Source organism: Xanthomonas sp. PPL134, assembly GCF_040595915.1.
Taxonomy (GTDB): domain Bacteria; phylum Pseudomonadota; class Gammaproteobacteria; order Xanthomonadales; family Xanthomonadaceae; genus Xanthomonas_A; species Xanthomonas_A indica.
The window spans coordinates 130,079-156,840 of record NZ_JAMDLL010000001.1 but is presented as its reverse complement, the minus strand read 5'-3'; the positions used below and the strand labels follow the sequence as shown (position 1 = coordinate 156,840).

Sequence of the window (26,762 nt, the reverse complement as noted above, 5' to 3'; positions counted from 1 at the left end):
GCAGCGATCTCAGGAATGCGAAGGTGCGGAAGAAGAGCTCGGCGCGTCGGCGGCGGAGGTGGCGTCGTAGCCGCCGCCCAGCGCCTGATTCAGGCGCACCGAGACCAGGATCTGATTGGATTGCAGGGCCGCCAGGCGCTGCTGCGCGTCCAGCAACTGCTGCTGCGCGCTGAGCACGTCCAGGTAGTTGCCGATGCCGGCGCGGTAGCGCTGCTGCGACAGGTCGAAGGCGGCCTGCGCGGTCTCCAGCGCCTGCGCCTGCTGTTGCGCCTGCTCGGCCAGCGAACGCGCCGCGTTGACCTGGTCGGCCACCTCGCGCAACGCCGCCACCAGGGTCTGGTTGTAGTTGGCCACCGCCAGGTCGTACTGCGCATCGCGCTCGGCGAGCTGGCTGCGCAGCCGCCCGCTGTCGAACAGCGGCAGGCTCACGCCCGGGCTGAGCAGGCCCAGCACCGACGAACTCTTGAACAGGTCGCCCGGATTGGTGGCGGCGACGCCGCCCAGCAGACTCAGATTGACGCTGGGGTAGAACTGGGCCTTGGCCGCATGGATGCCCTGCGAGGCGGCTTCCACCCGCCAGCGCGCGGCGACCACGTCGGGCCGGCGGCCGAGCAGGTCGCTGGGCAGCACCGACGGCACCCGCGCAGCCTGCGGATCGAGCAGGCGCGGCCGCGCGATCTGCAGCCCGCGGTCCGGGCCGCGGCCCAGCAGCGCCGCCAGCGCGGTGCGCGCTTCGTCGATCTGTTGCTGCGCGGCGGCTTGCTGCTGGCGTGCCGCCGGCACCCGCGCCTCGGCCTGGCGCAGTTGCAGGTTGCTGTCGATGCCGGCGTCGCGGCGCTGCCGCACCAGCTTCAGGCTGTTCTCCGAGCGCGCCAGTTCGGCACCGGCCAGGTCGTACAGATGCCAGGCATAGCCCAGTTGCGCGTAGGCGCGGGCGACGCCGGCCGACAGGTCCAGGCGCGCGGCCTGCGCGTCGACCTCGGCCGCATGCGCCTGGTCCACCGCCGCTTCCCAGGACGCGCGCTTGCCGCCCCACAGGTCGAAGCCGTAGCTGAAATCCAGCAGCGCCTGTTCGTTGTGGATGTACTTGCCGCCGATCTCGTCGCCGGCCAGGCCCTTGGGCAGTTGCAGGCCGGTGTAGCCGGCCGACAGCGACAGCTTGGGGTCGCGGTCCGCATCGGCGGCGCCGGCCTGCGCCTGCGCCAGGCGCAGCCGCGCATCGGCGGCCTCCAGGCTGGGCGTGCCCTGCAGGGCCTCGGCGATCAGCGCGTCGAGCTGCGGATCGCCCAACGCCTTCCACCAGTCCTGCTGCGGCCAGGGCGCCGGCGCCAGCGCGTCGGCGGCCAGGGTCTTGCCCATATGCAGCTGGCGGTCGGCATCGAGCCGGCGCCCCTGCGGTTCCAGGCCACGGCTGCTGGCACAGGCCGCCAGCGCCAGGGTGAGGGCCGCGACCGCGAATGGACGCAGGCGGGAAAGCGAAGGAGACAGGTTCATGTGAGCGGATTCAGGGCGAATTGAGGGAGTCGCGGACGCGGGTCAACAGCGAAAACAGGTGCTCGCGCTCCTCGGCGGACAGATCGCGCAACGCATCGGCGATGGCGTCTTCGCCGCGCTGCTTGAGTTGCTGCCACAGCGCGCGGCCGTCGTCGGTGAGCACGATCTGCAACGCGCGGCGGTCCTGCGCATGCGCTTCGCGGCGTACCCAGCCCAGGTCTTCCAGCTTGTCCAGCAGGCGGGTCACCGCGCTGGGGTTCTGGTCGAGGGCCTGGGCCAGTTCGTTGGCGGTGCACGGCGACATGTAGGCCAAGGCCTTCATGCCGAGGTAGTGGCTGAAGCCCAGGTCCAGTTCCAGCCCGGCCATGGCCTCGTCCAGGCGCCGCATCAGGCCGTCACGCACCTGGCGCAGCAGCAGGCCGAACGAGGGCGGACCAGGCAGGGAGGGAGCGCAGTTCATGGGCGCCAATTATTTTCATTTAGAAATATATGTCAAGAAAATATCCCCGCAGAAAGTAGATGCTGCGTTGCAGCGAAGGAACACTGGCAGCGGTGCGCACTCTAGCGGCGGCGAGGCGTGGCCCGGTATTACAATCCGGACAATGGATATCGAAATCGCGCCAACCGGGTCCGCCCCTGCCTCCCCCGCCGTTGCATCCGGCAGCGCCCTGGACCCGCGTGCCCTCGACTGGTTCGAGCGCGCCGACGGCCCGCCCGCGCTGGCCTTCATGGCGCACTCGCCGGTGTCGCTGCGGCACGAGGTGGACTGGCACCGCCACGTGCGCGGCCAGTTGATCTATGTCGAGGAGGGCGTGCTGAGCACCTCCACCGCGCATGGCCAGTGGTCGCTGCCGCCGGGCTGCGCCGGCTGGATGCCGCCGCAGGAACTGCACACCGTGCAGGTGTCCGGGCGGGTGCGCAGTTACCTGGCGCTGCTCCGCCCCGACGTCTGCGCCGACCTGCCGCCGCGGACCTGCGTGATCGGCATGAACGGCCTGTTCCGGGAGGTGCTGCGGCGGATGACCCAATGGGGCGTGCCAGCGGCGCTGGACGCCGAACAGCAGCGCCTGTGCGCGGTGCTGCTGGACGAGGTGCGCAACGCCCCGATCGAGCACCTGCACCTGCCGATGCCGCGCGACCGGCGCCTGCTGCGCATCGCCACCCAGTTGCTGGAAACCCCCGCCGACGACCGTTCGCTGGCGCAGTGGGCACACTGGGCCGGGCTGTCGCCGCGCAGCCTGAGCCGGCACTTCCGCGACGAAACCGGCTTCGGCTTCGCCGGCTGGCGCCAGCAGGCGCGGCTGGCCGAGGCGCTGCGCCGGCTCAGCGACGGCGCCAGCGTCGCCGACACCGCCTTCCGCCTGGGCTACAGCAGCCCCAGCGCCTTCGTCACCGCCTTCCGCGGCCGCTTCGGCCACCCTCCGGCCCGCTACCTGGCCAGCGCCGGCGGCACGCGCGGCTTGGCATCGCCGGCCGCATCCGGATAATCGACCGGCTGACCTGCGGCGCCTGGCGCCGCGTTCCCCTATAGGTATTCCCTGCGCATGACCGATCTCGCCCGCCCCGCCTTCCATGGCTTCGAACAGCTGCCGCTGCGCGAATACGCCGAACGCGCCTACCTCGACTACTCCATGTACGTGGTGCTGGACCGCGCCCTGCCGTTCCTCGGCGACGGGCTCAAGCCGGTGCAGCGGCGCATCATCTATGCGATGAGCGAGCTGGGCCTGAACGCGGCGGCCAAGCCGAAGAAGTCCGCGCGCACCGTCGGCGACGTGATCGGCAAGTACCACCCGCACGGCGACAGCGCCTGCTACGAAGCGCTGGTGCTGATGGCGCAGCCGTTCTCCTACCGCTACCCGCTGATCGAGGGCCAGGGCAACTTCGGCTCCACCGACGACCCGAAGTCGTTCGCGGCGATGCGCTACACCGAGTCCAAACTGACCCCGATCGCCGAAGTGCTGCTGGGCGAACTGGGCCAGGGCACGGTGGACTGGTCGCCGAACTTCGACGGCACCCTGGACGAGCCGACCTGGATGCCGGCGCGGCTGCCGCACCTGCTGCTCAACGGCACCACCGGCATCGCCGTGGGCATGGCCACCGACGTGCCGCCGCACAACCTCAACGAGATCGTCAGCGCGCTGATCCGCCTGCTCGACGACCCCGATGCCAGCGTCGCCGACCTGTGCGAGCACGTGCGCGGCCCGGACTACCCGAGCACCGCCGAGATCATCACCCCGGCCGCCGACCTGCGCACCCTCTACGAAACCGGGCACGGCAGCGTGCGCGCCCGCGCCACCTACCAGAAGGAAAACGCCAACATCGTGGTCACGGCGCTGCCCTACCAGGTGTCGCCGTCGAAGGTGATCGAGCAGATCGCGCAGCAGATGCGCGCCAAGAAGCTGCCGTGGCTGGAAGACATCCGCGACGAATCCGACCACGCCAACCCGGTACGGGTGGTGCTGGTGCCGCGCTCCAACCGGGTCGACGCCGAACAGCTGATGGGCCACCTGTTCGCCACCACCGACCTGGAACGCAGCTACCGGGTCAACCTCAACGTGATCGGCTTGGACGGCCGCCCGCAGGTCAAGAACCTCAAGACCCTGCTGGAGGAATGGCTGCGCTTCCGCAGCGACACCGTGGTGCGCCGCCTCAACCATCGGCTGGACAAGGTCGAGCGCCGCCTGCACCTGTTGGAAGGCCTGCTGACCGCGTTCCTCAACCTGGATGAAGTGATCCGCGTCATCCGCACCGAGGACGAGCCGAAGCCGGCGCTGATCGCGCGCTTCGCACTCAGCGAGGAACAGGCCGACTACATCCTGGAAACGCGCCTGCGCCAGCTGGCGCGGCTGGAGGAGATGAAGATCCGCGGCGAGCAGGATGCGCTGGCCAAGGAACGCGAACAGCTGCAGGCGGTGCTGGCCAGCAAGACCAAGCTGAAGAAGCTGATCAAGGACGAGCTGATGGCCGACGCCAAGAAGTTCGGCGATGCGCGGCGGTCGCCGCTGGTGCAGCGCGACGCGGCCCAGGCGATCGACGAGACCGAGCTGGTGCCGAGCGAGCCGATGACCGTGGTGATGTCGGAGAAGGGCTGGATCCGCGCGGCCAAGGGCCACGACGTGGATCCGGCGGCGCTCTCCTACCGCGACGGCGACAGCCTGCTGGCGGCGGTGCGCGCGCGCAGCACGCAGCAGGTGGCGTTCCTGGATTCGGAAGGCCGCGCCTACTCGACCCTGGTGCATACCCTGCCCTCGGCACGCGGCAACGGCGAGCCGCTGACCGGGCGCTTCTCGCCCGCCGCCGGTGCCGCCTTCCAGGCCCTGGCCAGCGGCGACAACGACGCGCGCCTGGTACTGGCGTCCTCGCACGGCTACGGCTTCGTCACCCGTTTCGAGAACCTGACCAGCCGCAACAAGGCCGGCAAGGCCATGCTCAACCTGACCCCGAACGCCAAGGTGCTGCCCCCGGCGCCGGTGAGCGGCGCCGGCACCGACCGCATCGTCGCGGTCACCAGTGCCGGCCACCTGCTGGCCTTCCCGGTCGCCGACCTGCCCGAGCTGGACAAGGGCAAGGGCAACAAGATCATCGACATCCCCAAGGCCAAGCTCAGCACCGAACGGGTGGTGGCGATCGCCGCGGTGGCACCGGGCAACACGCTGCTGGTGAAGAGCGGCCAGCGCACCATGTCGCTGTCGTTCAAGGACCTGGACGCCTACCTGGGCGCCCGCGCCAGCCGCGGCGGGCTGCTGCCGCGCGGCTGGCAGAAGGTCGACGATCTGGCGGTGGAATAAGCCAGCTTCGCTGGACGAGCGTCCAGCGCCGGCATCGCAGTCATCCCAACGAAGGACCGCAACCATGCACGAGAACGTGATCAACGCCGGCAACGACGCTTCCTTGACGGCCAGGGTGGAGAGGCTGGAGCAACAACTCCAGGCCAAGGACCAACGCCTGCGCCGTGCCGTGACGGTCAACCGGGTGCTGCTGTTCGGCGTCGCCGCCCTGGTGGTCGCCAGCGCCGGCGCCATCACCAGCGTCGGCGAACAACTGAGCCAGTTCATGGAGTTCTCCAGCACGCCGGTGTCCTCGCCGGCGCTGGACACCTCGGTGCGCTGGGGCCGGCGCGATGCGTCCAATGTCGGCCCGGGCTACACCAACGAGATCCTGTCGCTGATCTCCGAGTCCGACCAGCAGAACTCCTTCAGTTGGCCGCTGTACATCCAGCTCAACGCGACCAAACATCCCAACGCGACCCAGGACAGTTCGCAGAGCGTAGGCGCCACCGTCCGCGCGTTCCAGCGCAGCACCGGTTCGCCGTGGCTGGCGGGTTTCCACAGCGAACTGTTCCACGGCTACGACGGGATCGCGGGGCAAAACGTCGCAACGCACGGCACCAGCATCCTGTTCAACGGCGAACTGACCTCCTACACCAACGGCGGTTCGACCATCGGCCTCAACCTGCTCAACACCCCGGGTTCCAGCACCGCCGGCACGCACGCCATCCAGATCCAGCCGGGCACGCGCGGCTGGCAGAACGGCATCCACTTCGACAGCGGCGCGCTCGGCAACATCGGCATCAACTTCGACCAGTCCAACTACAACATGGGCATCGACCTCGGCGACAACAGCCTCAGAATGAATGCCAATCAACGCATCATTCTCGAGAAGTACGGCAGCGTGTATCTGCGCTACAACAGTACGAGCGACAAGGTGGAAGTGGTCAAGAAGGGCAGCGTCGTCGCTTCCTGGTGAGGCCTTGAGCGGATCGCCAACTGTCCGCTTCGGCCAGTAGGCCCGTTTTATCGTAGGAGCGGCTTCAGCCGAGACGGCGCAGCGTGTCGCGGCTGAAGCCGCTCCTACGTCAAGCAGCCCCCGAATCGTCGCCGTTGTGCTCGAGCGCTCGACGGGTACGCGACGCCCTACCCGCATTTGCTCGCTGCCTCGCGATCGGAGGCGTAGATCAGGTCGGCCACGAGGCCGCGAACCGGTTGCAGTTGACGTGGATCGGCGTCGGGGACGACCTCGCTGAGCAAGCGCTCCTGCCGCTGATGATCTGCATGCCAATCCCCGGCGCCCGCGCAAGCCGTGACGGCCCGAGAAGACGGCGCGACCGGGTGCGCGCCGCTTCTCCCGCTTCGTTTCACTGATTCACACCGATGTCGGCGGCGCGTCCGTCCGCGCCGCCTGCACCGCACCCTGCGTGGTCGCCAGTGCGCGAATGCGTGCGGCCACGGCGGCGTCGACGGGAGTGTAGACGATCATGCCCAGATCCGGCCGGCCATCGACGGCGAAGGCCGAGTACTCGAGCGCGATCTCGCCGAGCACCGGATGCTTGAGACGTTTTTCGCCGTCGCCCTCGCCGTGGCTCAGCACCTCGTGGTCGTGCCACAAGGCCTCGAACTCGGCGCTGAGCGCGCACAGCTCGGTCACCAGGTCCCCCGCTTCCGAGGCGAGTCCCGCACGCACCACGTCGGCACGAAACGCGCCCACCACGAAGCGTGCCACCCTGTCCCAATCGTGCTGCTTGGCACGCGTGGCGGGATGACAGAACAGGAAGCGCAGGATATTGCGCTCGCCGACGGGCAGTTGGCCGTAATCGGTCAGCACCACGGCGGCCGCGCGATTCCAGGCCACCACGTCCCAGGTCGGCGTCTTGACGATGGCCGGACTCGTTTCCAGCGCATCGAGCACGCGCTGCAGCCGCGGGTTGACGCCGGCCACCGCGCGATAGCGCACCTCCGGCCGTCGCCCCAGTGCGACCATGAACAGATGCTCGCGTTCGGCATCGGTCAGTAGCAGCGCGCCGGCGATCCGCTCCAGCACCTGCGCCGAGGGCGCGCCACCGCGCCCCTGTTCCAGCCAGGTGTACCAGGTCGGGCTGATGTTGGCGCGCTGCGCGACTTCCTCGCGGCGCAGTCCCGGCGTGCGCCGACGGCCGGAGAAGCCGAAGCTGCTGGGATCGAGCCGGGTCCGCCGGCTGCGCAGAAACTCGCCTAGGGAACGGGCCGGATCGGACGTCATGGCGAGCCTGTTAGTCGTTTTACTACGATGAGATCACTACTTTAACGGGATAAGCGGATGCCGGAGAGTCGCTCGCACTCACCCAAGGGAGTTCACGATGCGTATCTTTCTGACGGGCGCGACCGGTTTCATCGGCTCGGCCCTGGTTCCCGAACTGCTCCAGGCCGGCCATCGCGTACTCGGCATGACCCGATCGGAGGCTGGCGCGCAGGCGCTGCGCGCGGCCGGCGCCGAGGTCCACCACGGCACGCTCGAGGATCCGGACAGCCTGGGTCGTGGTGCCGCGCAGGCCGATGCGGTGATCCATGCGGCGTTCGACCATGATTTCAGCAACTTCGCCGCCAATTGCGAGAAGGACAGGCGCGCGATCGCGGCCCTGGGCGCGGCGCTGCAGGGCTCCGATCGCCCGCTGCTGATCACCTCGGGCACGGGCGTGGGCAGCGGCGAACACGGCGAGCCGGCCAGCGAGGACGTCTTCAACGCCGCGCATCCGAATCCGCGCATCGCCTCCGAGCAGGCCGGCAATGCGTTGCGCGAGGCCGGCGTCAACGTCTCGGTGATGCGGCTGCCACAGGTGCACACCCCGTTGCGGCAAGGGCTGGTCACCCCGCTGGTGGCGATCGCGCGCGACAAGGGCGTGGTCGCCTATGTCGGCGACGGCAGCAACCGCTGGCCGGCCGGGCATCTGTCCGACGCGGTGCGGCTGTATCGTCTTGCGATCGAGAAGGCGCAGCCCGGCGCGCGCTATCACGCAGTCGGCGAGGAAGGCGTGCGCATCCGCGAGATCGCCGAGGCGCTCGGACGCGGCCTGACGCTGCCGGTGGTATCGATTGCGGCAGGCGAGGCGGCCGCGCATTTCGGCTGGATGGCGATGTTCGTGCAACTCGACATGCCGGCCTCGAGCGCGCTGACCCAGGCCAGGCTCGGCTGGACGCCGACCGGCCCGACGCTGATCGCGGATCTCGACGAAGGCAGGTTCGCCGCCGCGCCCTGATCCCGCCGGGGCGGCACCTGCAGCGCCTTGCGGGCGTCGCGCCGTGTCTGCGGACGCCTCGCTTGCAGTTGGCCTCAAGCCGCCGTTTGCTGGCGCGCGGTTCGCGCTGGCATCGGCCGCTGCGCCTTGCGATTGCGTTGGGTGGGCCACGCAGGTGCCGCACATCCGGAACCGACGCCACAGCCCCGCCTCACCCAGCCGCGGCCCCGTCGCGCAGTTGCTCGATATGGCTGGCGATCATCGCCGCCACGGTATCGGCCACCGCGCGGGCGCTCAGGCGGGTGTCGAACAGCAGCTCCACGGTCGCGTAGATCAGGTCGACCACGATGCGGCTGACCAGCCGCAACTGGCGCGGGTCGGCATCGGGGAAGGCCTCGCTGAGGAAGCGCACCTGGCCCTTGGTCACCTGCGCGTGCGAATCCAGGCGCACCTGCTGCAGCGCGGGCACCGCGCGCAGCGCGCGCAGCACCCACACCCCGCCCTCGGTCGCCTTGGTGACGCGGTAGGTATCCAGCACCAGCCCGGCCAGCGCACGCTGCAGCTCCTCGCGTGTGCCGCTCATCGCCTGCTGGGTGATCCACTTGGGAATGAGCTGGTTCTGCCGCTCCATCAGCCGCCGGCCCAGTTCCGACAGCAGCGCGTACTTGTTGGGGAAATAGCGGTACAGCGCCGGCGGCGTCAGCCCTGCACGCGCGCACACCAGGTTGGTGGACAGCCGCTCCACGCCGACATCGCCGAGCAGTTGCGCGGTGACCGAGAGGATCTGTTCGTAGGTCTCGGTGGCGCGATGCTGGGCCGGCACCTTGTTCCCGGTCAGGCGCGGGCGGTGCGGTGCGGGGGAACGCGGTGTGTCGGCGGGCATGGGATCTCGATGGTGGTGAAGCGGCAGACGCCACGCTGGCGGCGCTGCGTCGATCTGGCGGCATGCATCGCCACGGCAATGCATGCGCGGACGGCGCCGCAGCATCGCTGCACGCGCCGGCATCGCATCTTACCGCGCCCGCCCCTGGCACACCGGCTGCACTGCTCAGCGCCGCGCCAGCCAAGCGCTGAGGCCGGCCGCCAGGCGCTGCTGCAAGGACGTGTAGGGAGGAAAGAACGCTTTGACGATCGGCAGGCGGCCGCCCTGCAGCAACGCGCGCTCGTGCGAGAAGGCGCGAAAGCCGTGCACGCCGTGGCCGCTGCCGAAGCCCGAGGCGCCCACCCCGCCGAACGGCAGGCCGCTGTGCACGAACTGCTGCAGGCAGTGGTTGACCACCGCGCTGCCGGAACTGGTGCGCGCCAGCACCCGCGCGATGCCCGCGCGGTCGCGGCTCCACAGATACAGCGCCAGCGGCTTGGGCGCAGCGTCGAGCCGGTCGAGCACCTCGTCGAGGTGCGCGAACTCCACCACCGGCAACACCGGGCCGAAGATCTCTTCCTGCGCGATCCGTGCCTGCGCCGGCACCTGCGCCAGCAGCGTCGGCGCCACGTAGCGCCGTGCCGCGTCGTGCTCGCCACCGGCCAGCAGCTGCGCGCCGCCGGCGCGTGCCTCGTCGATCAGGTCGGCCACGCGCGCGGCATGCGCCGGGTGGATCATGCGCGCCAGGTGCGGGCTGGCGGCGACCGCCTGCGCATCGGTACCGTAGCGCTGCGCCAACAGCGCGCGGCAGTGGTCGAGCAGGCGCGCGCTGACATCGCGATGCACGAACAAGGTATCCGGTGCGATGCAGGTCTGTCCGGCGTTGACCAGCTTGGCCCAGACGATCACCTCGGCGGCGCGGCGCAGGTCGGCGCTGCGGTCGACGATCACCGGCGACTTGCCGCCCAGCTCCAGCGTCACCGGGGTCAACTGCCGCGCCGCCGCGGCCATCACCTGCCGGCCCACCGACGCCGAGCCGGTGAAGAACACATGGTCGAACGGACACGCCAGCAAGGCCTGCGCGGTCGCCGCACCGCCCTGCACCAGCGCCACTTCCTCCGGCGCGAACGCCTCCTCCAGCACTGCCTGCAGCACCGCGTTGACCTGCGGCGTGAATTCGGACGGCTTGATCAGCGCGGTGTTGCCGGCGGCCAGCGCCGATACCAGCGGCCCCAGCACGGTGGCCACCGGATAGTTCCAGGGCCCGATGATCAGGCAGCGGCCCTTGGGCTGGTAGGCGATGCGCGCGCGCGTGCCCAGGGCCAGCAGGGTCGGCGCGACCTTGCGCGGCCGCATCCAGCGCGGCAGCTGCGCGATGGCGGTGGCGATCTCGTCGACCACCGGCAGCAGCTCGGTCAATTCCACTTCCAGCGCAGGCTTGGCGAAATCTGCGGCGAAGGCGGCGACCAAGGCCTGCCGCCGCGCCAGCAACGCATCGCGCAGCGCCCGCAGATGCGCGCGCCGCGCGTTCGCCGACGAGCCGCGCCAAGCCAGCGCGGTGGCCTGCTGCGCGGCGAACAGCGCCGCGATCGTCTCCGGCGCGGTGTCGTGCACGGGCTCAGGCGACATCACCGTTCTCCTGCCGGACGTCGACAGCCACATTGCGCAGGGCAGCGCCCTGCCCCGCGCCACGCGTGCCCGACGGGCATGCGTCGCGGCCGCGATCACCGCGCATGCGAACCGGCCTGCACGGCGACCGGACCGCGTTGCCGCCGGCCGATCCACAGCGCCAGCAGCGCCGCCGCCAGCGCGAAGCCCAGGCCGACCAGCGGCACCGGCGCCGGATCGTCGGCGTGCAGCAACAGCGAGGCCAGCAACGGCCCGCAGGCCGAGCCGATCAATTGCGCGGCCGGTACCAGCACCGCCACCCGCCCCTGCGCATCGGCGCGCAGCGCCAGGCCGACATGGAACGGCATCAGGAACATCCAGGCGAAGCCGAAGGCCACGCACACCGCCGCGAACCCGAGTGCCGGATTGCCGGGAACCCGATACATGGCCGCGGCCACTAGGCACAGCACCAGGCTGCCCAGGGTCAGGGTCGCCGTCACCGACAGCCGCCGCACCCAGTAGATCGCCGCCAGTCCGCCGGCGATCTGCATGCCCAGCACCCACGAGGTCTGCAGTTGCGCCGCATGCGCGTCCAGCCCCGCACGCAGCGCCAGCGGTTCCAGGTAGGCCCACAGCGCGCCGATCGCCGACATCTGCAGGAACGCCACCAGCAGCGGCGCCAGCGTCGCCGGCGACCAGCGCAGCCTGGCGGTGGCGGTCGTCGCGCACGGCGCACTGGCTGCGGACGCCAGGGACGCTGGCGCGGTTAGTGCCGCCGCCAGCGGCAGCACCAGCAGGCAGGTCGCGGCCATGGCGACGAAGCCGCCCTTCCAGCCGGCCGCCGGCAACACCCACAGCGCCAGCGCCGCCGCCAGCGTGATCTGCGCCAAGGCCTGCAGCACCATGAACACCGCGGTGGTCCGGTCCGGCGTCGCCGCGCGCACGATGCTGACCGTGGCGACCCAGACCAGCAGGCCCTCGGCCAGGCCGGCGGCCGCGCGCAGCGCAACGAAGGCCGCGTCACCCTGCGCCTGCACCGTGGCCAGATTCAGCAGCGCCGCCAGCAGCGCCGCCACGATCGCGGTGGCGCGCTGCCAGGACACCGGCAGCAGCGCATCGCCCAGGGCCACGCCGATGCCCAGCGCGATGATCTCGCCCATCGCCACCACGCCCACCCCGGGCAGCGTGATCAGGCGCTGCTCGACCAGTGCGCCGAGCACGATCGGCTGTACGCCGAGGATCAGCAGGGCGATGGCCCCGATCGACAACGCCGCAGCGAGCGGACGCGTCGCCTGGACGGCGGTTGGCGCGATGGAAGACGGGGATGGCGTGGCGGTCATCGCGGTGGACCCTCAGTAGCCTTTGCTTTCGGCCGGCAATTCGCCCGCGGCGAAGGCCGCGGCGGCACGCATCTGGTCCTTGCGCAGCCGCCCGTTGGCGATGCGCCGGACCCACCAGGGCAACTCCCGCACCTGGCCACCGGTGGCGGCGGCGAGCACGTAGGCCTTGGCGCATTTCTCGAACAACTCCACGTTCAACGCCAGCCGCTGCGCGGTGATGCCCAGACACAGCGGGCGTGCGCCGAGCAGCAGCACGCTGCCGCCTGCCGGCGGCGCCGTCGCCAACGCCTCGACCGCAGAAAAAGGCGCCGGCATCGGCCCGATGTGCCGGGCCTGCTCGTCGAACACCTGCGGCAGCACGCCGCCGACATCGGCCAGGCGATGGCCGAACGCGCCCGCCGACCAGGCGCTGGCACCGACGTCGGGACGCCGCAGGTACACCTGCGCGTGCACCTGCGCCGCCACCGGCAGCGCCGGGTCGCGCCAGTCCAGCCACTGCGGCCGCTCCGCATCGAGCGCGCCGCAGCACATCGCCGTGCTGCCCGGACAGCGCAGCGCCAGCGCTGCCGCATCGTCGCCGAGCAGGCGCTTGGCCACGAGCCGCTCGCGGGTGTGCAGCCACAGCGATTCGATGTGCGAGAGGGTGGGCATGCGCTACACCAGCTTGAACACGTCGTCGAAGCGGTTCAGCGCTTCGTCCACCACCGCATCGGTATCGGCGCGGCTGGTGTAGATGCGGCTGCCGGCCAGGGTGATCAGCCCGTGCGCGGAGTACGCCGCGCCCATCTCCTCCATCATGTGCTTGCGCTGCTTGGCTTCGTTGCGCACGCGCCACAGCTTGTACAGGTTGCCGGTGTCCAGCAGCAGCACGCCGGAGGTCTGCAGGTGCACGATCGAGCCCATGTTGTAGACCACGTACGGCAGGCCGAGACGGCGGATGATCGCCTCCAGGCCCAGCCGCAGGCGATCGCCGGCACGGCCGGCCTGGCCGGCGGCATCGCTGCGCTGCGCCTCCAGCAAGGCGTGGTAGCCGGCCACGCAGGACAGCGGATTGGCCGACAGCGTGCCGCCGACGAAGGCCCGCCGCGCGGTGGTGCCGATGCCGCCGACCAGGCTCATCATCACCTCGCGGCGCCCACCGATCGCCCCGGCCATCGGATAGCCGCCGGCCAGGCATTTGCCGAGCACGGTGATGTCCGGCAGGACCCCGAAGTAGCCCTGCGCGCCGCCCGGGCCGAGCCGGAAGCAGGTGACCACTTCGTCGAAGATCAGCAGCGCGCCGAACTCGTCGCAGAGCGTGCGCACCTGCCGGTTGTAGTCGTGATGCACCGGCCGCGTGCCGCTCTCCGGCCCCAGCGGTTCCAGCAGCACCGCCGCGGTGCCGCCGCGCAGGCGGTTGAGCTGCAGCTTGCGGCGCAATGCCTCCAGATCGTTGGGATGGCATTCCTGGGTGTAGGCGGTGGCGCCACGCGGGATGCCGATCGCCTCCATGCGCCCGGTGCCCGGCAGGCGCATGCCGTACACCAACTGGTCGCTCCAGCCGTGGTAGGCGCCGCCGATCTTGATGATCCATTTCTTGCGGGTGTGGGTGCGGGCCAGGCGCACCGCACCCATCACCGCCTCGGTGCCGGAACCGAGCAAGCGCAGCATCTCCACCGCCGGCATGCTGGCGCAGACCAGTTCGGCCAGCTTGACCTCGTACTCGTGCAGCAGTCCGGTCACCGGGCCGCACTGGTCCAGCACCGCCTGCACGTGTTCGCGCAGTTCCGGCGGATTGGACCCGAGCAGGGTCGGGCCGCCGGCCTGCAGGAAGTCGATGTAGCGGTTGCCGTCGACGTCGGTCAGGTACGCGCCCTCGGCGCTGTGCATGGCCAGCGGGAACGGATGGTTGAACGCCAGGTTGTGCTGCACGCCGCCGGGAATCACCTGCTTGGCCGCATCGCCCAGGCGCTTGGAGCCCTGGCAACGCTCGTCGAAGTAGCGCATCACCTTGGCCATGCCGGCGGCGCCGATCGGCCGCATCGGCTGGTTCACCAGCGCATGGAAGCGCGCGTACAACTGGTCCACGTCGGGCCATTGCGAAATGGCGGGGGTCTGGCTCATGGTCGGTGCCGGGCTCGGGGGAACGGAAACGGAAAGGGCGTGCATGCGCTCAGGCCTCCAGGGCAGTGAGAACGGCGCGCAACGGCGCGGCCAGGCCGGTGTCGTGCAGGGCGCGGCGGCGGATGCGGCGTGTCAGGTGTTCGCGCGCCACCTGCTCCAGCGCATCGACCGCCGCCACCGCCTGCTCCAGGCTGCGGCCGCAGCACAGCACGCCGTGGTTGCGCATCAGATAGGCATTGCGCGATGGGCGCAGTTGCCGCGCCAGCAGCCAGGCCAACAGCCCGGTGCCGGACGGGAAGTAACCGACCATCGGCACGCTGTGGCCGATCGCCACCTGCAACGCCGGGTCCTCCACCGGCAGCGCCGCACCGAGCAGCGCGCAGGCGCTGGCCACCGGCTGATGGGTGTGGATGCTGCAGGCCACTTCGGGCCGGCGGCGCAGCACCTGCGCATGCAGCCCGGTCTCCACCGACGGCGTGGCGGCGCCATCCAGTTGCCGCAGGTCGGCCAGGCGCACCACGCAGATGTCTTCGGCGCGCATCGCCAGGTAATCGATGGCCGACGGCGTCACCGCAAAGCGCTCGGCGTCCAGGCGCAAGGCGACGTTGCCGCCGGTCCCGGCCAGGTAGCCGCGCCGCGACAGTTCCACGCACAGCGCGACCACGCGCGCGCGTTGTTCATGGGCAAACATGCTGGGGCACCTCCGGCACGCACTCGGGAAGGGGATTCATGCGCCGGTAGATCGGCGCCAGGGTGCGCTGCAACTCGCGGAACGTCGCATAGCGGTCGTCGTACAGCGCGCGCGTGGCCGCAGACGGTTCGTACACCCGGCGCGCACGTTGCAGCGCCGGCAGGTCGGCGAAGCGCAGCCGGCCCAGGCCCACGCCGGCGATGAAGGTGGCGCCGATCGCATTGGCCTGGATCGGGTTGTGCAGTTGCCGGATCGGCTGGCCGCTGACGTCGGCGATGATCTGGCACCACAGGTCCGACTGCGCGCCGCCGCCGACCGCGGCGACCACCCCGGGATCGCGGCCGAGCAGGCGCGCGAACGGCTCCATCATCCAGCGCGTGTTCAACGCCACGCCTTCCATGAAGGCGCGGATGATGTCCTCGCGGGTGTGCATCAGCGACAGGTTGACCAGGCCGGCGCGCAGGCTGTGGTCCTCCACCGGGGTGCGCTCGCCGAACAGCCACGGCATGTACACCAGGCCGTTGGCGCCCGCCGGCACCCGCGCGGCGATCACGTTGAGCACTTCGTACACGTCCGGGCGCTCCTCGTCGCGGAGCAGTTCGTCCGGATGGAACAGGATGCGGTCGCGCAGGAACGACAGGTTGGCGCCGGCGGTGGACTGCAGCGCGGTGGCCAGGTAGCGCCCGCCGACCGCACACGGCACCGCGGCGATATTGCTGAACACGTCGGTCTTCATCCGCGGCACGTGCGCGCCCAGCCACGACGAGGTGCCGAGGTACAGATGCGAGGCGTAGTCCTCGACGGCCGCGGCCACCGCCACCGCCGAGTTGTCGATGGCGCCGGCGATCACCCGGGTCTGCGGCGACAGGCCCAGCTGCGCGGCCACGCCCGGCAGCAGCGGTCCCAGCACCTCGGTCGAGGCTACCAGGTCCGGCAGCTTGTCGCGCTCGATGCCGAGCAGGCGCAGCAGGCCGTCGTCGTAGCGGATCCGCATCGGGTCGCGGTTGTCGGTGACCCAGGTGGTGAGCACCGAATCGGCGGTGGCGCAGAAGCGCCCGGTCAGGCGCAGGTTGAGATAGTCCAGCGCGTTGAGGAACTTGTGCGTGCGCTGGTAGCGCTTCGGTTCGTGGTCGCGCAGGTAAGCGATGTGGCCGGCGCAATCCTTGCCGCTGCCGGCCGGCGCCCCGCCGCTCAGGCGCAGCCAGCGCAGCAGCTTCAGCGGCGCGTAGCCGCGCACGTTGAGCCAGCGCCCGCGCAGGCGCCGCGCGATCGCCGCCTGCCCGCGCATGTCCAGCCACAGCATGGCATTGCCCAGCGCACGGCCGTCGCGGTCCACGCACACGGTGCACTCGCCCTGGGTGGAGCAACATACCGCGGTCACCCGCCGGCGCAGCGCCTCGCCCCCTTGCAGCACCGCTGCGGCGGTGACCAGCAGCGCGTTCCACCAGTCGCGCGGATCCTGCTCGGCGCACACCCCGTGCACGTGCAGCGGCACCGGTTCGAACGCCCAGGCGATCACCTGGCCGTCCAGGGTGACCAGCGCGCACTTGCAGCCGGAGGTCCCCAGGTCCACCGCCAGCACCAGCGGCTGGTCGCCGCCACGGTCGGCATCGAGCAGTTCGCTGCGCATGGGTCAGAACGTGTAGCCGATCGAGGCCACCAGGGTGTCGCCGTCGGTCTTGCGGATGCGCGCGCCGTCCTGCACCCAGTACAGTTCGTGCGCATTGACCCGGGTGCTGACCCAGTCCAGGTTCCAGTCCAGGCCCCAGCGCTTGTGGGTGACGCCGATCTGGTAGTCGGCGAAGCTGCCCTCGCTGAAGTTGCGCAGCTTCTGGTAGCCGGCGTGCAGGCGCAGCGTGGTGGACGGCAACAGCGACGGCAACAGGGGGGTCTGGTAATTGAGATCGCCCAGCAAGGTGCCGCGCGAATCGTGGTCGCCGCGGGCGAAGCAGCGCAGCGCCACGGTCGGGTCGGCGGCGAACTGCAGGATCTGCGCGCACACGCCGCCGGTGTCGGCGCCGCGGTAGGTCTTGGAGAACACGTACAGCAGGCGGCCCTCGACCGCGCCGTAGCCGAGTTCGAGCACGCCGAAATTGCTGTCGTAGTCGGTGCGGCGGATGTCCTCGGGCGTTCCGGTCTCCAGGTCGATCCGGTGCGGGGCCAGGAAGCTGGCGCCGGGGAAGCGCTCGGTCGCCAGGCCGACGCCGGCATGCCAGGCATCGGGGTTGCCGAAGCGGTAGCCGGCCGCCGCAGTCATGCCCAGGCCGTCGCCGTCGAGGAACTGCTTCTTGCTGACCTTGGCTACCTCCAGCAGCGCGACGAAGCCGCTGGCGTGCACGAACTGGGTGGTCCACTTCAGCGACGGGCGCATCAGCGAGTCGGACACGCCGCGCGTACGCTGCTCGCTCATCAGCTTGATCTGGTTCTGGAACTCGTAGTTGACCATGCCATCGGGGTCGGCCTGCTGGGCCTGGGCCTGGGCGCAGCACGCGCCGTGCAGGGCCAGTGCGCCCGCGAGGGTCGCCATGAAGCGGACTGCAGTCATCTCAATCTCCCCTGGTTCGCTGAGGAAGTGGGACGCGCGGCGGTCCGCACGTCGATGGCGCCAGCGCGTTGCGCGCGGCGGGTGGGCTACTTGGCGCAGACCGGCGTGCTGGGCAGCGCCTGCACGCGGGTGAAGCGCTCGGTCTCGCCAAGCACCTCCACGCCGACAAAGGCGCGCAGGTCCAGCGCCTTGCCGCTGGCGCGCAGCGTGGCCTTGTAGCGCTTGCCGCTGCGCGGGTCGAAGGCCCAGCCATCGCGCCAGGTATCGCCGTCCTCGCGCCCGAGGCGCGCGATCTGCACGCCGCAGGTATCGGTGGCGGTGCCGGCGTCCTTGTCCCAGACGATGCGCCCGCACAAGGCGGTGGCCGCATCCGCGCAGGGCGCGAACTCCACCACCGCGTCCTTGGCCGCGGTCAACCACAGCCCCTGCGCCGTGGCCGGGGCGGCGCACGCGGTGGCGCTCGCCAGCAACCATCCGGCGACGGCCGTACCGATCGCGCCGTACCGCTTCATTCCCGGACTCGCCTGCATCGAACGCCCCCTCGCCATCGCGCAATTCAGTAGTGAAAACTACCGTATAGCGATCACTACTGTTTTGCAAGCGTTGCACGCACCCTGCTGGCCGCGGACGCAGCAAAGCGCACAGCCCCTTGGATTCAAAGGGATTTTTTGCGTAGCGCCAGGCATGCACCGGCCACTTTTGCGGCGCCGCAACAGCCACCGGCGAAGATGGCGACGCGGATCGGCCCGATTTCGCGCCCTGTCAGCCGCCGCGCGCCGAGCGCATGCGTCGGTCGCGTGCGCAAGCACCTGCGCGCCGCCGAACGCGGTCGGCGACGTCACGCAACGGCTAAGACAACGGCCAATGCAGCGAGATCGGTCGGCATGGGGTGCCACCTGGCTGCAGCGGCAACCTTCACTACATCGACAATGCGTACTGTCACCCGCGAAGAGCGGCAGTGCCGCTGCGGACCAGCAAGAGAGAGAGGGCGACCGGTACGCGCGACCGGCCGCAAGCGGCCGATGATGGCGCGGCCGCAGTGGCGGGAAACCCCGCGCTCAGTGCATCGGCGCCTCCCGCACGCGGGAGGCGCGCGGACGGATCAGGCGTCCTTGCCGGACACGTGCCCGTCGATCTTCGAGGTCTGGTACAGCGCCATGCCGATGCGCTTGATCAGGCCGAGCTGCTGCTCCAGCCACCAGGCATGGTCTTCCTCGGTGTCGCGCAACTGCGCCAGCAGCACGTCGCGGCTGACGTAGTCGCCGTGCTGCTCGCACAGCTTCATGCCCGCGGCCAGATTGGCGCGCACTTCGTACTCGACCTTGAGGTCCTTCTCCAGCATCTCCTCGACCGTGCGTCCGGGTTCGAAGGCATGCGGGCGCATGTCCGGGTCGCCCTCCAGGAACAGGATGCGCCGCAGCAGCGCATCGGCGTGCTCGGTCTCCTCTTCCATCTCGTGGTTGATGCGTTCGTACAGCGCCAGCAGGCCCTGGTCCTCGTAACGCCGCGAGTGGATGAAATACTGGTCGCGCGCGGCCAGCTCGCCGCGCAGCAGCTCCTTGAGGCATTGCACAACGTCGGGGTGTCCCTTCATGGGGCGGGCTCCGTGGGGTCGACTGAGGGCGCCATAGTGCCCGATGCCGCCGCGCCGCGTTCCAATCGGAATCATTCACATCCCGAGTCGCACCACCCACGATGCGTGACCCCGCGCACAGCGTGCCGCGCCTACGCGGGAACGACACGCACTCGTGTCTAGAATCGGAGACTTGCCACCGGAGAGAGACGATGCGCGGTCGATGGAAACGCCTGCTGCTGGGCATGCTGCTGCTGGCGGCAGCCCTGGTGCTGTGCGTCTGGCTGCTGCTGCGCGGCAGCCTGGCCACGCTCGACGGCGATGTCCCGCTGCAAGGCCTGCAGGCGCCGGTGAGCATCCAACGCGACGCGCTGGGCGTGGTCACCATCGAGGCCGCCGACGAAGCCGATGCGATGCGCGCGCTCGGCTACGTGCACGCCCAGGAACGCTTCTTCGAGATGGACCTGCTGCGCCGCGCCGCCGCCGGCGAACTGTCCGAGCTGGTCGGCCCGCACGCACTGGACGTGGACAAGGCGCGGCGCGCGCATCGCCTGCGTGCCCGCAGCAGCGCGCAGCTGGCCGCGTTCGCCGGCACGCATGCGGCGGCGCTGCAGGCCTACAGCGCCGGCGTCAACCAGGGCCTGCACGCGCTGCGGGTGCGGCCGTGGCCGTACCTGGTGCTATTCGCTGCGCCGCGTGACTGGCAGCCGGTGGATTCGGCGCTGGCCGGCCAGGCGATGTACTTCGATCTGCAGGGCAAGCAGCTCGAGCGCAAGCTGGACCTGTACCGCCTGCAGCAGCGCTTGCCGGCGCCGCTGTACGCCCTGCTGCGCCACGAGGGCAGCAGTTGGGACGCCGCCCTGGATGGCAGCGTACGCGGCGATGCGCTGCTGCCCACCGCCGACCAGGTCGATCTACGGCGCCTCGCGGACGCGCCCGCCGCCGCGGGCGCCGTGGCCAGCAGCGCGCCCGGCAGCAACAACTGGGCCATCGCCGGCAGCCGCACCGCGGACGGCCGCGCCATCGTCGCCAACGACATGCACCTGGGCCTGCGCGCGCCCAGCCTGTGGTTCCGGGTACGCCTGCGCTATGCCGATGCGCAGGCGCCGGGCGGCCGCGTGGACGTGTCGGGGTTCTCGCTGCCGGGGCTGCCGGCAGTGATCGTCGGCAGCAACGGCCACATCGCCTGGGGCTTCACCAACAGCTATGCCGATACCGCCGACTGGTACCGGCTCACCCCATGCGCGGCGGTCGCGCAGCCCGGCTGCACACCGGTCACCGTGCACCGCGAACAGATCCGCGTCTCCGGCGCACCCGCCACCACGCTGCAGGTGGAGGACACCGCCTACGGCCCGATCCTGCAGCACGAGCCCGATGGCAGCGCACTGGCGCTGCGCTGGGCGGCGCAACTGCCGGGCGCGCTGAACCTGGGGCTGGCCGACTTCGCCCGCACCGATACGCTGGGCAGCGCCTTCGCGCGCGCGCAAGGCATCGCCACGCCGGCGCAGAACCTGGTGCTGGCCGACCGCGACGGCCACATCGGCTGGCGCGTACTCGGCCCGCTGCCGCTGCGCGGCCCGCACTGCGCGGCCGACGCGGTGATGCACGACGTGCGCGCGACGGTGCCCGCGGACGCCCGCTGCGCGCCGTGGCCGCTGTCCACCACGCAGTCGCCGCAGCGCATCGACCCCGCCGACGGGCAACTGTGGACCGCCAATGCCCGCGTGGTCGGCGGTGCCGACCTGGCACCAATCGGCGATGGCGGCTACGCGCTGGGCGCGCGCGCGCAGCAGATCCGCGACGACCTGCGCCTGCACCCGCACCTCAATGAACAGCAGTTGCTGGCGATCCAGCTCGACGATCGCGCGCTGTTCCTGCAGCGCTGGTGGGCGCTGCTGCAGCAACGCGACGCCGACGCGGCCACACCGGCGCTGCATGCCGTGTCGCAGGCGGCCAAGCATTGGGAGGGCCGCGCCAGCACCGGCTCGGTGAGCTACACCGTGGTCCGCGCATGGCGCCTGGCGGTGTTGACGCGGATCCGCGACGGCCTGATCGCGCCGGCCCGTGCCGGCTCCGGCGGCGCTGCCGCGCCACCGCCGCTGCCGCAGTTGGAAGGTGTGGCCTGGCCACTGCTGCAACAGCAGCCGCTGCACCTGTTGCCGCGCCGCTACGGCAGTTGGCAGGCGCTGCTGGAAGACGCCGCCGCCGAGGTACGCACGACGCTGCAGGCCGATGGCCCGCTGGACACGCGCCGCTGGGGCCTGGAGAACCGCGCGGCGATCTGCCATCCGCTGGCGCAGGGCCTGCCGGCACCGCTGCGTCGCTGGCTGTGCATGCCGGACACGCCGCTGCCCGGCGACGACGACATGCCGCGCGTGCAGCGCCCGGCCTTCGGCGCTTCCGAGCGCATGGTGGTGGCGCCGGGCCACGAGGCCGACGGCATCGTGCACATGCCGGGCGGCCAGAGCGGCCATCCGCTGTCGCCGTTCTGGGGCGCCGGCCACGCCGACTGGGTGCAGGGTCGCGCCACAAAGTTCCTGCCCGGCCCGACCCGGCACACGCTGACATTAAGGCCGCCCGCTCCACAATGACCCGATCTCGGTTCCGCGCACGCGTCTGTCTCATGCGCCGGCCTACCGTCTTCCCTCCCCCCACTGCCGAGTCTGCCTACCGATGAAGCGCCCTCCCCTGCTCGCCCTGTTGCTGCCGCTTGCCGCGGCCGTGTCGTTCTCCGCCTGTGCCACGCCGGCCGCCGACGCGCCGACTGCCGCGTCCGACTGCAGCGTGCGCGCCGAACCCGGCGACGATCTGCAGGCCGCCATCGACCGCGTCCCCAACGACGGCAAACCCGCCACGGTGTGCCTGAGCGCCGGCGAGTTCCCGGTCGGCAAGCTGCTGTCGATCCAGCGCGACGGCCTGCGCCTGCGCGGCCAGGGCGACAGCACCGTGCTGCGCATGCGCGATCACGTGCAGCAACCCACCATCGTCATCGGCGACTATCAGAACGAGCGCCCGATCCGGCCGATCCGCGACGTGCGCGTGGAACAGTTGCAGATCATCGGCGGCACCATCGACAAGGAGTTCATGCCCGAGCGCCCGTACCTGAGCAACAGCCTGGTGGTGGTGCGCAACGGCCAGAACATCCAGCTGACCCACCTGCGGGTGAGCAAGTGCCGCAGCGCCTGCCTGCTCAGCGAGTTCGACAGCCGCGACCTGCTGATCGCGCACAACGACGTGTCCGGGGCGATCTGGGACGGGGTGTCGTTCAACCGCACCGCCAAGGTCAAGCTGATCGACAACGTGATCCACGACAACGTCGCCGCCGGCATCACCACCGAGCACCTGGAAGACAGCGAGATCCGCGACAACCGCCTGGAGCGCAACGGCAGTCAGGGCGTGTACCTGGCCGACGCACGCCGCAACCTGTTCGCGGGCAACCAGTTCATCGACAACAAGGGCGCCGGGATCTACCTGACCTGCTCGATCCGCCAGCGCACGCCGCAGATCCTGTGCTGGGACAACAGCATGAGCCAGGACAACACCTTCGAGAACAACACCTTCCGCGGCAATCCCTACACCTACACCATCGGCGTGGACAGCGCGGCCAACTGCACCGGCAAGGACTTCCGCCCCAACCTGTGGCGCAAGAACAACCAGGCCGATGCCTCGGGCATCGACATCCAGCCCGAACGCTACGGCCACTGCGTGCGCTTCGAGTAAGCGCGCGCTGCCGCCTCGCCGCCCCTGCCGCCCCGCCTGTCTCGGGCGAGGCGGCGTGGCGCGGTCGTCGCGCCGGACGCGGCGCTGACGCGCGGCACGCGTCCGGCGCGGGCAGCCCGCGGCCCTCCCCCTGGTACCGCATGACGGCCCGCCATGACCCCGGCGGCGCAAGCAGTCGTCGAAGACGCTAAAGCTCCGCCTGCAGCGGCCGCTAACCGGTGACGACGCCCCAGCGACCGATGGACCGCGCTGGACCACCGCACCGGCCGTGCCGCGCAGACGCTGGAGCACTGCAGCGCCCCTCAGGGAACGCAGATGACCTACCCCAACCACATCCGCCGCGTGCTTGGCCGGCCGATCCTGGCCCTGCAATGCCTGATCCTGCTTGCCTGGCCGGTGTCGCTGCTGTGCAACCCGTATCTGCAGCAGCCCTTGGACCTGCGCTACGCGCTGGCCTTCGCCGCGCTGCTCGGCACCAGCGCGATCATGTGCCTGACCAAGCGATTCTGGCAGTGGCGGCTGTTCGGCTTCCTGTCCGTGCTCGCGGCCGGCGCCGCGCTCCGGCTCGAGTTGCACGACATGGGCGCCGCCAGCGTGGACTGGATGCTGCCGGTCGCGGTCACCCTGTGCCTTGGACAGAGCATCCTGTTCTCCTACTCCCGCGACTATCTGCTGGCGATGGTCGCCACCTGGGCAATCCTGCTCGGCTGGCAGGACACGCTGGTGACCTCGTCCGCCGACCTGCCGCTGTTGATCATCCTGGTGGCGGCGGTGACCCTGATCGGCGTCACCCTCAACCGCACCTTCGTCACTGCGATGCGCACCACGCATGCGCTCAAGGAAGGCTACCGGCGCCTTGCCGAGACCGACGCGTTGACCGGCATTCCCAACCGGCGTGCGCTGATGGCCGACCTGCAGACCGCGGCGAGCGCGCCGCAGCTGCTGCAGTTCGCCATGTTGGACATCGACGACTTCAAGCAGATCAACGACCAGCATGGCCATCATGTCGGCGATGCGGTGCTGCAGGCGCTGGCGACGGAACTGCTGCGGCTGGACCCGCGCTGCCGTGTCGGCCGCCTCGGCGGTGAGGAGTTCGGCCTGCTGTTCGAAGGTCTGTCGCAGGCGAAGGCCAACGACCTGCTGCAGCGGCTGCTGCAACGCGTCCGCGGCCTGCAGGTGGACGGCGTGCGCTTCGCGTTCAGTGCCGGCCTGGCGTCGCTGTCGCCAGGCAGCGAGGTGTCCGACCTGCTCGCACGCGCCGACCGCGCGCTGTATGCCGCCAAGGGCAGCGGCAAGGGCGTGATCCGGCTCGACACGGCGCCCGCCCCTGCGCCCGCCGCGGCATCGGCGATTGCGGTCGGCGATGCCACGATGCCCTCGACGAGCACGGTATGACCCGTGCGGGCCGCTACACGGCCCGCCACAGCAGGCGCAGGCCCAATCCGCTCATCAGCACCGCACTGAGCCGGTCCAGCGGCCGCCGCGCACGCATCCACCAGCGCCGAGGCGCCGGCGCGGACAACGCCCCGGCCACGAGCGCGAACCAGGCCGCATCGATGGCGAAGGCCAGCAGCGGCAGCGCGACATCGTCTTCCAGCACGCGCTGCGCCGGCAGCAGCGCGGCGAACAGGCCGGCGAACACCAGCGCGGTCTGCGGGTTGCTGAGTTGGGTCAACAGGCCCATGACGAAGGCCGAACGCACGGCCGGCACCTCCTGCGCCAACGCGACGGGCGGGGCCGGCGTTCGCCACGCCCGCCAAGCCAGCCACAGCAGATAGACGGCACCGGCAACCGACAGCGCACGGTGCAGCGCCGGCACCCGTTCCAGCACCGCCTGCAGGCCGAACAACGCCGCCAGCGCGAACAGGGCGCATCCCACGCCCATGCCCAGCGCCGCGGCGACCCCGGCCGCGCGCGAGCGTCCGGCGGCCAGCCGCGCCACCAGCAGGAAGCTTGCGCCGGGGCTGATCGCCCCCAGCAGCAGCACGCCTGCGATCGCCAGCAGGCTGGCAGCGGTCATCCCAGCGCCTGCGCGTGCACCCCCGCCACCGCACGACCGGAGGGATCGGCCATGGCCGCGAAGCTGGCATCCCAGGCGATCGCCGCCGGCGAGGAACAGGCGATCGACTTGCCGCCGGGCACGGTCTCGGCCGCGGCCGGGGTCGGGAACACGCGCTCGAACAGGCTGCGGTAGTAATAGGCTTCCTTGGTCTGCGGCGGGTTCACCGGGAAGCGCTTGTCGGCCGCGGCCAATTCGCGGTCGCTGACCTGGGCCTCGGCGTGCGCCTTCAACCCATCGATCCAGCCATAGCCGACGCCGTCGCTGAACTGCTCCTTCTGCCGCCACAGGATCGACTCGGGCAAGTAGCCCTCGAAGGCTTCGCGCAGCACCGCCTTCTCGATGCGCTTGCTGCCGTCGGCGCGGGTGCCGGCCATCTTGTACTGGGCGTCCATGCGCATGGCCACGTCCAGGAACTCCACGTCCAGGAACGGCACGCGCGGCTCCACGCCCCAGGCCATCATCGACTTGTTGGCGCGCAGGCAATCGTAGTTGTAGAGGGCGTCGAGCTTGCGGATCAGCTCCTCGTGGAACTCGCGCGCGTTGGGCGCCTTGTGGAAATACAGGTAGCCGCCGAAGATCTCGTCGCTGCCTTCGCCGGACAGCACCATCTTCACGCCCATCGCCTTGATCCGCCGCGCCAGCAGGAACATCGGCGTGGAGGCGCGGATGGTGGTGACGTCGTAGGTTTCGATGTGCCGGATCACCTCCGGCAGCGCGTCCAGGCCTTCCTCGAAGGTGTATTCGAAGCCGTGATGCACAGTGCCTAACGACTCGGCCGCGATCGCCGCGGCGGCCAGGTCCGGCGAGCCCTTCAGGCCGATCGCGAACGAGTGCAGGCGCGGCCACCAGGCCTCGGCCTCGTCGTTCTCCTCGATGCGCTTGCGTGCGAAGCGCGCGGCCACCGCCGCCACCAGCGACGAATCCAGCCCACCGGAGAGCAGCACGCCATACGGCACGTCGGTCATCAGTTGGCGGTGCACGGCGCGCTCGAAGGCCTCGCGCAGTTCCTGCTTGCTGACCTCCACGCCCTGCACCGCGGCATAGTCGCGCCACGGCTTGCGGTAGTACTGCACGAGTTTGCCGCTGGCGCTGTCGTAGTAGTGGCCCGGCGGGAACTGGGCGACGTCGGCGCAGCTGTCGGCCAGCGACTTCATCTCCGAGGCCACGCGCAGCCGGCCCTGCGCGTCATGGCCCCAGTACAGCGGGCACACGCCCATCGGATCGCGCGCGACCAGCACGCGGCCGGCGGCCTTGTCCCACAGCGCGAAGGCGAAGATGCCATTGAGGCGGTTCAGCAGCGCGTCCGGCGTGGTCTCGCGGTACAGCGCGTTGATCACCTCGCAGTCCGAACCGGTCTGGAAGGCGTAGGGCTGGGCCAGTTGCTTCTTCAGTTCGCGATGGTTGTAGATCTCGCCGTTGACCGCCAGCGCCAGTTGCCCGTCGTCGGAGAGCAGCGGCTGCGAACCGCCGGCCGGATCGACGATGGCCAAGCGTTCATGGACCAGGATCGCGCCGTCGTCGACATACACGCCGCTCCAGTCCGGGCCGCGGTGGCGCTGCCGCTGCGAGCAGTCCAGCGCCTGCCGCCGCAGGGCCTGCAGGTCGTCGCCCGGTTGCAGGCCGAAGATGCCGAAGATCGAACACATGGGAAAGCTCCTGATCGTGGGGTGGTGGTCGCGAGGGATGCACATTCCAGGCACAAAAAAACCCGCATCGGCCGATGCGGGTTTTCTGGTGGCTGGGCGTGGTGTTTCTGGTAGCGCCTAGTCGCAGACC

General features: G+C 70.5%; 22 protein-coding genes. 7 read left to right on the top strand and 15 right to left on the bottom strand.

Going from position 1 to position 26,762, the window contains the following annotated elements; all coding sequences use genetic code 11:
* Positions 1-9 precede the first annotated feature (9 nt).
* Together M3U25_RS00700 and M3U25_RS00695 are read right to left on the bottom strand one after the other, a co-directional pair.
* Positions 10-1,494 (bottom strand): efflux transporter outer membrane subunit, encoded by a 1,485-nt coding sequence (locus tag M3U25_RS00700; protein ID WP_355496031.1) that lies wholly within the window; start codon positions 1,492-1,494, stop codon positions 10-12.
* Between the two features lie 10 nt (positions 1,495-1,504).
* Positions 1,505-1,954, bottom strand: coding sequence for a MarR family transcriptional regulator (locus tag M3U25_RS00695; protein WP_355496034.1), 450 nt, complete (start codon positions 1,952-1,954; stop codon positions 1,505-1,507).
* 142 nt (positions 1,955-2,096) lie between these two features.
* On the opposite strand from M3U25_RS00695, the gene M3U25_RS00690 reads away from it, so the two are divergent.
* The 3 genes from M3U25_RS00690 to M3U25_RS00680 all read left to right on the top strand — a co-directional run bounded on the left by M3U25_RS00690 (position 2,097) and on the right by M3U25_RS00680 (position 6,240).
* Positions 2,097-2,981, top strand: a complete 885-nt coding sequence (locus M3U25_RS00690) for a helix-turn-helix transcriptional regulator (RefSeq protein WP_242080868.1) — start codon at positions 2,097-2,099, stop codon at positions 2,979-2,981.
* 57 nt (positions 2,982-3,038) lie between these two features.
* Positions 3,039-5,282, top strand: a complete 2,244-nt coding sequence (gene parC / locus M3U25_RS00685; RefSeq protein ID WP_355496037.1) for a DNA topoisomerase IV subunit A — start codon at positions 3,039-3,041, stop codon at positions 5,280-5,282.
* A gap of 64 nt (positions 5,283-5,346) precedes the next feature.
* On the top strand, positions 5,347-6,240 hold the full coding sequence (locus M3U25_RS00680) for a hypothetical protein (RefSeq protein WP_242159328.1): 894 nt from the start codon (positions 5,347-5,349) through the stop codon (positions 6,238-6,240).
* 396 nt (positions 6,241-6,636) lie between these two features.
* Here the strand turns inward: M3U25_RS00680 and M3U25_RS00675 are convergent, their stop codons facing one another.
* Positions 6,637-7,509 carry a helix-turn-helix transcriptional regulator gene (locus M3U25_RS00675; RefSeq protein WP_355496041.1) on the bottom strand — a complete coding sequence of 291 codons (873 nt, stop codon included), beginning with the start codon at positions 7,507-7,509 and terminating at the stop codon, positions 6,637-6,639.
* A gap of 97 nt (positions 7,510-7,606) precedes the next feature.
* On the opposite strand from M3U25_RS00675, the gene M3U25_RS00670 reads away from it, so the two are divergent.
* A complete protein-coding gene (locus M3U25_RS00670) occupies positions 7,607-8,503 on the top strand; it encodes an SDR family oxidoreductase (RefSeq protein WP_355496044.1) in 897 nt (298 codons plus the stop codon).
* A 190-nt stretch (positions 8,504-8,693) separates the two neighbouring features.
* On the opposite strand, the gene M3U25_RS00665 is transcribed toward M3U25_RS00670, so the two are convergent.
* From M3U25_RS00665 to bfr, 10 genes are all read right to left on the bottom strand, one after another.
* On the bottom strand, positions 8,694-9,365 hold the full coding sequence (locus M3U25_RS00665; protein ID WP_242159331.1) for a TetR/AcrR family transcriptional regulator: 672 nt from the start codon (positions 9,363-9,365) through the stop codon (positions 8,694-8,696).
* Between the two features lie 165 nt (positions 9,366-9,530).
* The gene (locus M3U25_RS00660) at positions 9,531-10,973 is read right to left on the bottom strand and encodes an aldehyde dehydrogenase family protein (protein WP_355496048.1); all 1,443 of its coding nucleotides are present in this window, start codon (positions 10,971-10,973) and stop codon (positions 9,531-9,533) included.
* 95 nt (positions 10,974-11,068) lie between these two features.
* Entirely contained in the window at positions 11,069-12,220 is a 1,152-nt protein-coding gene (locus M3U25_RS00655; RefSeq protein WP_355496050.1) for an MFS transporter, read from the bottom strand.
* An 84-nt stretch (positions 12,221-12,304) separates the two neighbouring features.
* Entirely contained in the window at positions 12,305-12,943 is a 639-nt protein-coding gene (locus M3U25_RS00650) for a hypothetical protein (RefSeq protein ID WP_355496052.1), read from the bottom strand.
* Between the two features lie 3 nt (positions 12,944-12,946).
* On the bottom strand, positions 12,947-14,395 hold the full coding sequence (locus M3U25_RS00645; RefSeq protein ID WP_355496055.1) for an aminotransferase class III-fold pyridoxal phosphate-dependent enzyme: 1,449 nt from the start codon (positions 14,393-14,395) through the stop codon (positions 12,947-12,949).
* A gap of 49 nt (positions 14,396-14,444) precedes the next feature.
* Complete coding sequence (locus M3U25_RS00640) at positions 14,445-15,086, bottom strand: class II aldolase/adducin family protein (protein WP_355496057.1); 642 nt, start codon at positions 15,084-15,086, stop codon at positions 14,445-14,447.
* The gene (locus M3U25_RS00635) at positions 15,073-16,716 is read right to left on the bottom strand and encodes an FGGY-family carbohydrate kinase (RefSeq protein ID WP_355496059.1); all 1,644 of its coding nucleotides are present in this window, start codon (positions 16,714-16,716) and stop codon (positions 15,073-15,075) included. The genes M3U25_RS00640 and M3U25_RS00635 overlap by 14 nt, the downstream gene beginning before the upstream one ends.
* 3 nt (positions 16,717-16,719) lie before the next feature.
* Complete coding sequence (locus M3U25_RS00630) at positions 16,720-17,613, bottom strand: TorF family putative porin (protein ID WP_355496062.1); 894 nt, start codon at positions 17,611-17,613, stop codon at positions 16,720-16,722.
* A 104-nt stretch (positions 17,614-17,717) separates the two neighbouring features.
* Positions 17,718-18,143, bottom strand: coding sequence for a DUF2147 domain-containing protein (locus tag M3U25_RS00625; RefSeq protein ID WP_355496065.1), 426 nt, complete (start codon positions 18,141-18,143; stop codon positions 17,718-17,720).
* A 590-nt stretch (positions 18,144-18,733) separates the two neighbouring features.
* Positions 18,734-19,225: a bacterioferritin gene (gene bfr / locus M3U25_RS00620; RefSeq protein WP_026143459.1), complete on the bottom strand. Its 492-nt coding sequence runs from the start codon at positions 19,223-19,225 to the stop codon at positions 18,734-18,736.
* 191 nt (positions 19,226-19,416) lie between these two features.
* Between bfr and M3U25_RS00615 the strand changes: the two genes are divergently transcribed.
* The 3 genes from M3U25_RS00615 to M3U25_RS00605 all read left to right on the top strand — a co-directional run bounded on the left by M3U25_RS00615 (position 19,417) and on the right by M3U25_RS00605 (position 24,319).
* On the top strand, positions 19,417-21,795 hold the full coding sequence (locus tag M3U25_RS00615) for a penicillin acylase family protein (RefSeq protein WP_355496070.1): 2,379 nt from the start codon (positions 19,417-19,419) through the stop codon (positions 21,793-21,795).
* Positions 21,796-21,877: 82 nt separating this feature from the next.
* Positions 21,878-22,924: a right-handed parallel beta-helix repeat-containing protein gene (locus M3U25_RS00610; RefSeq protein WP_355496073.1), complete on the top strand. Its 1,047-nt coding sequence runs from the start codon at positions 21,878-21,880 to the stop codon at positions 22,922-22,924.
* A 315-nt stretch (positions 22,925-23,239) separates the two neighbouring features.
* Complete coding sequence (locus tag M3U25_RS00605) at positions 23,240-24,319, top strand: GGDEF domain-containing protein (RefSeq protein WP_355496076.1); 1,080 nt, start codon at positions 23,240-23,242, stop codon at positions 24,317-24,319.
* A 13-nt stretch (positions 24,320-24,332) separates the two neighbouring features.
* On the opposite strand, the gene M3U25_RS00600 is transcribed toward M3U25_RS00605, so the two are convergent.
* Together M3U25_RS00600 and asnB are read right to left on the bottom strand one after the other, a co-directional pair.
* On the bottom strand, positions 24,333-24,944 hold the full coding sequence (locus M3U25_RS00600; RefSeq protein ID WP_355496079.1) for a LysE family transporter: 612 nt from the start codon (positions 24,942-24,944) through the stop codon (positions 24,333-24,335).
* On the bottom strand, positions 24,941-26,632 hold the full coding sequence (gene asnB, locus M3U25_RS00595; protein WP_355496082.1) for an asparagine synthase B: 1,692 nt from the start codon (positions 26,630-26,632) through the stop codon (positions 24,941-24,943). Before asnB ends, M3U25_RS00600 begins: the two co-directional genes overlap by 4 nt.
* Positions 26,633-26,762 lie beyond the last annotated feature (130 nt).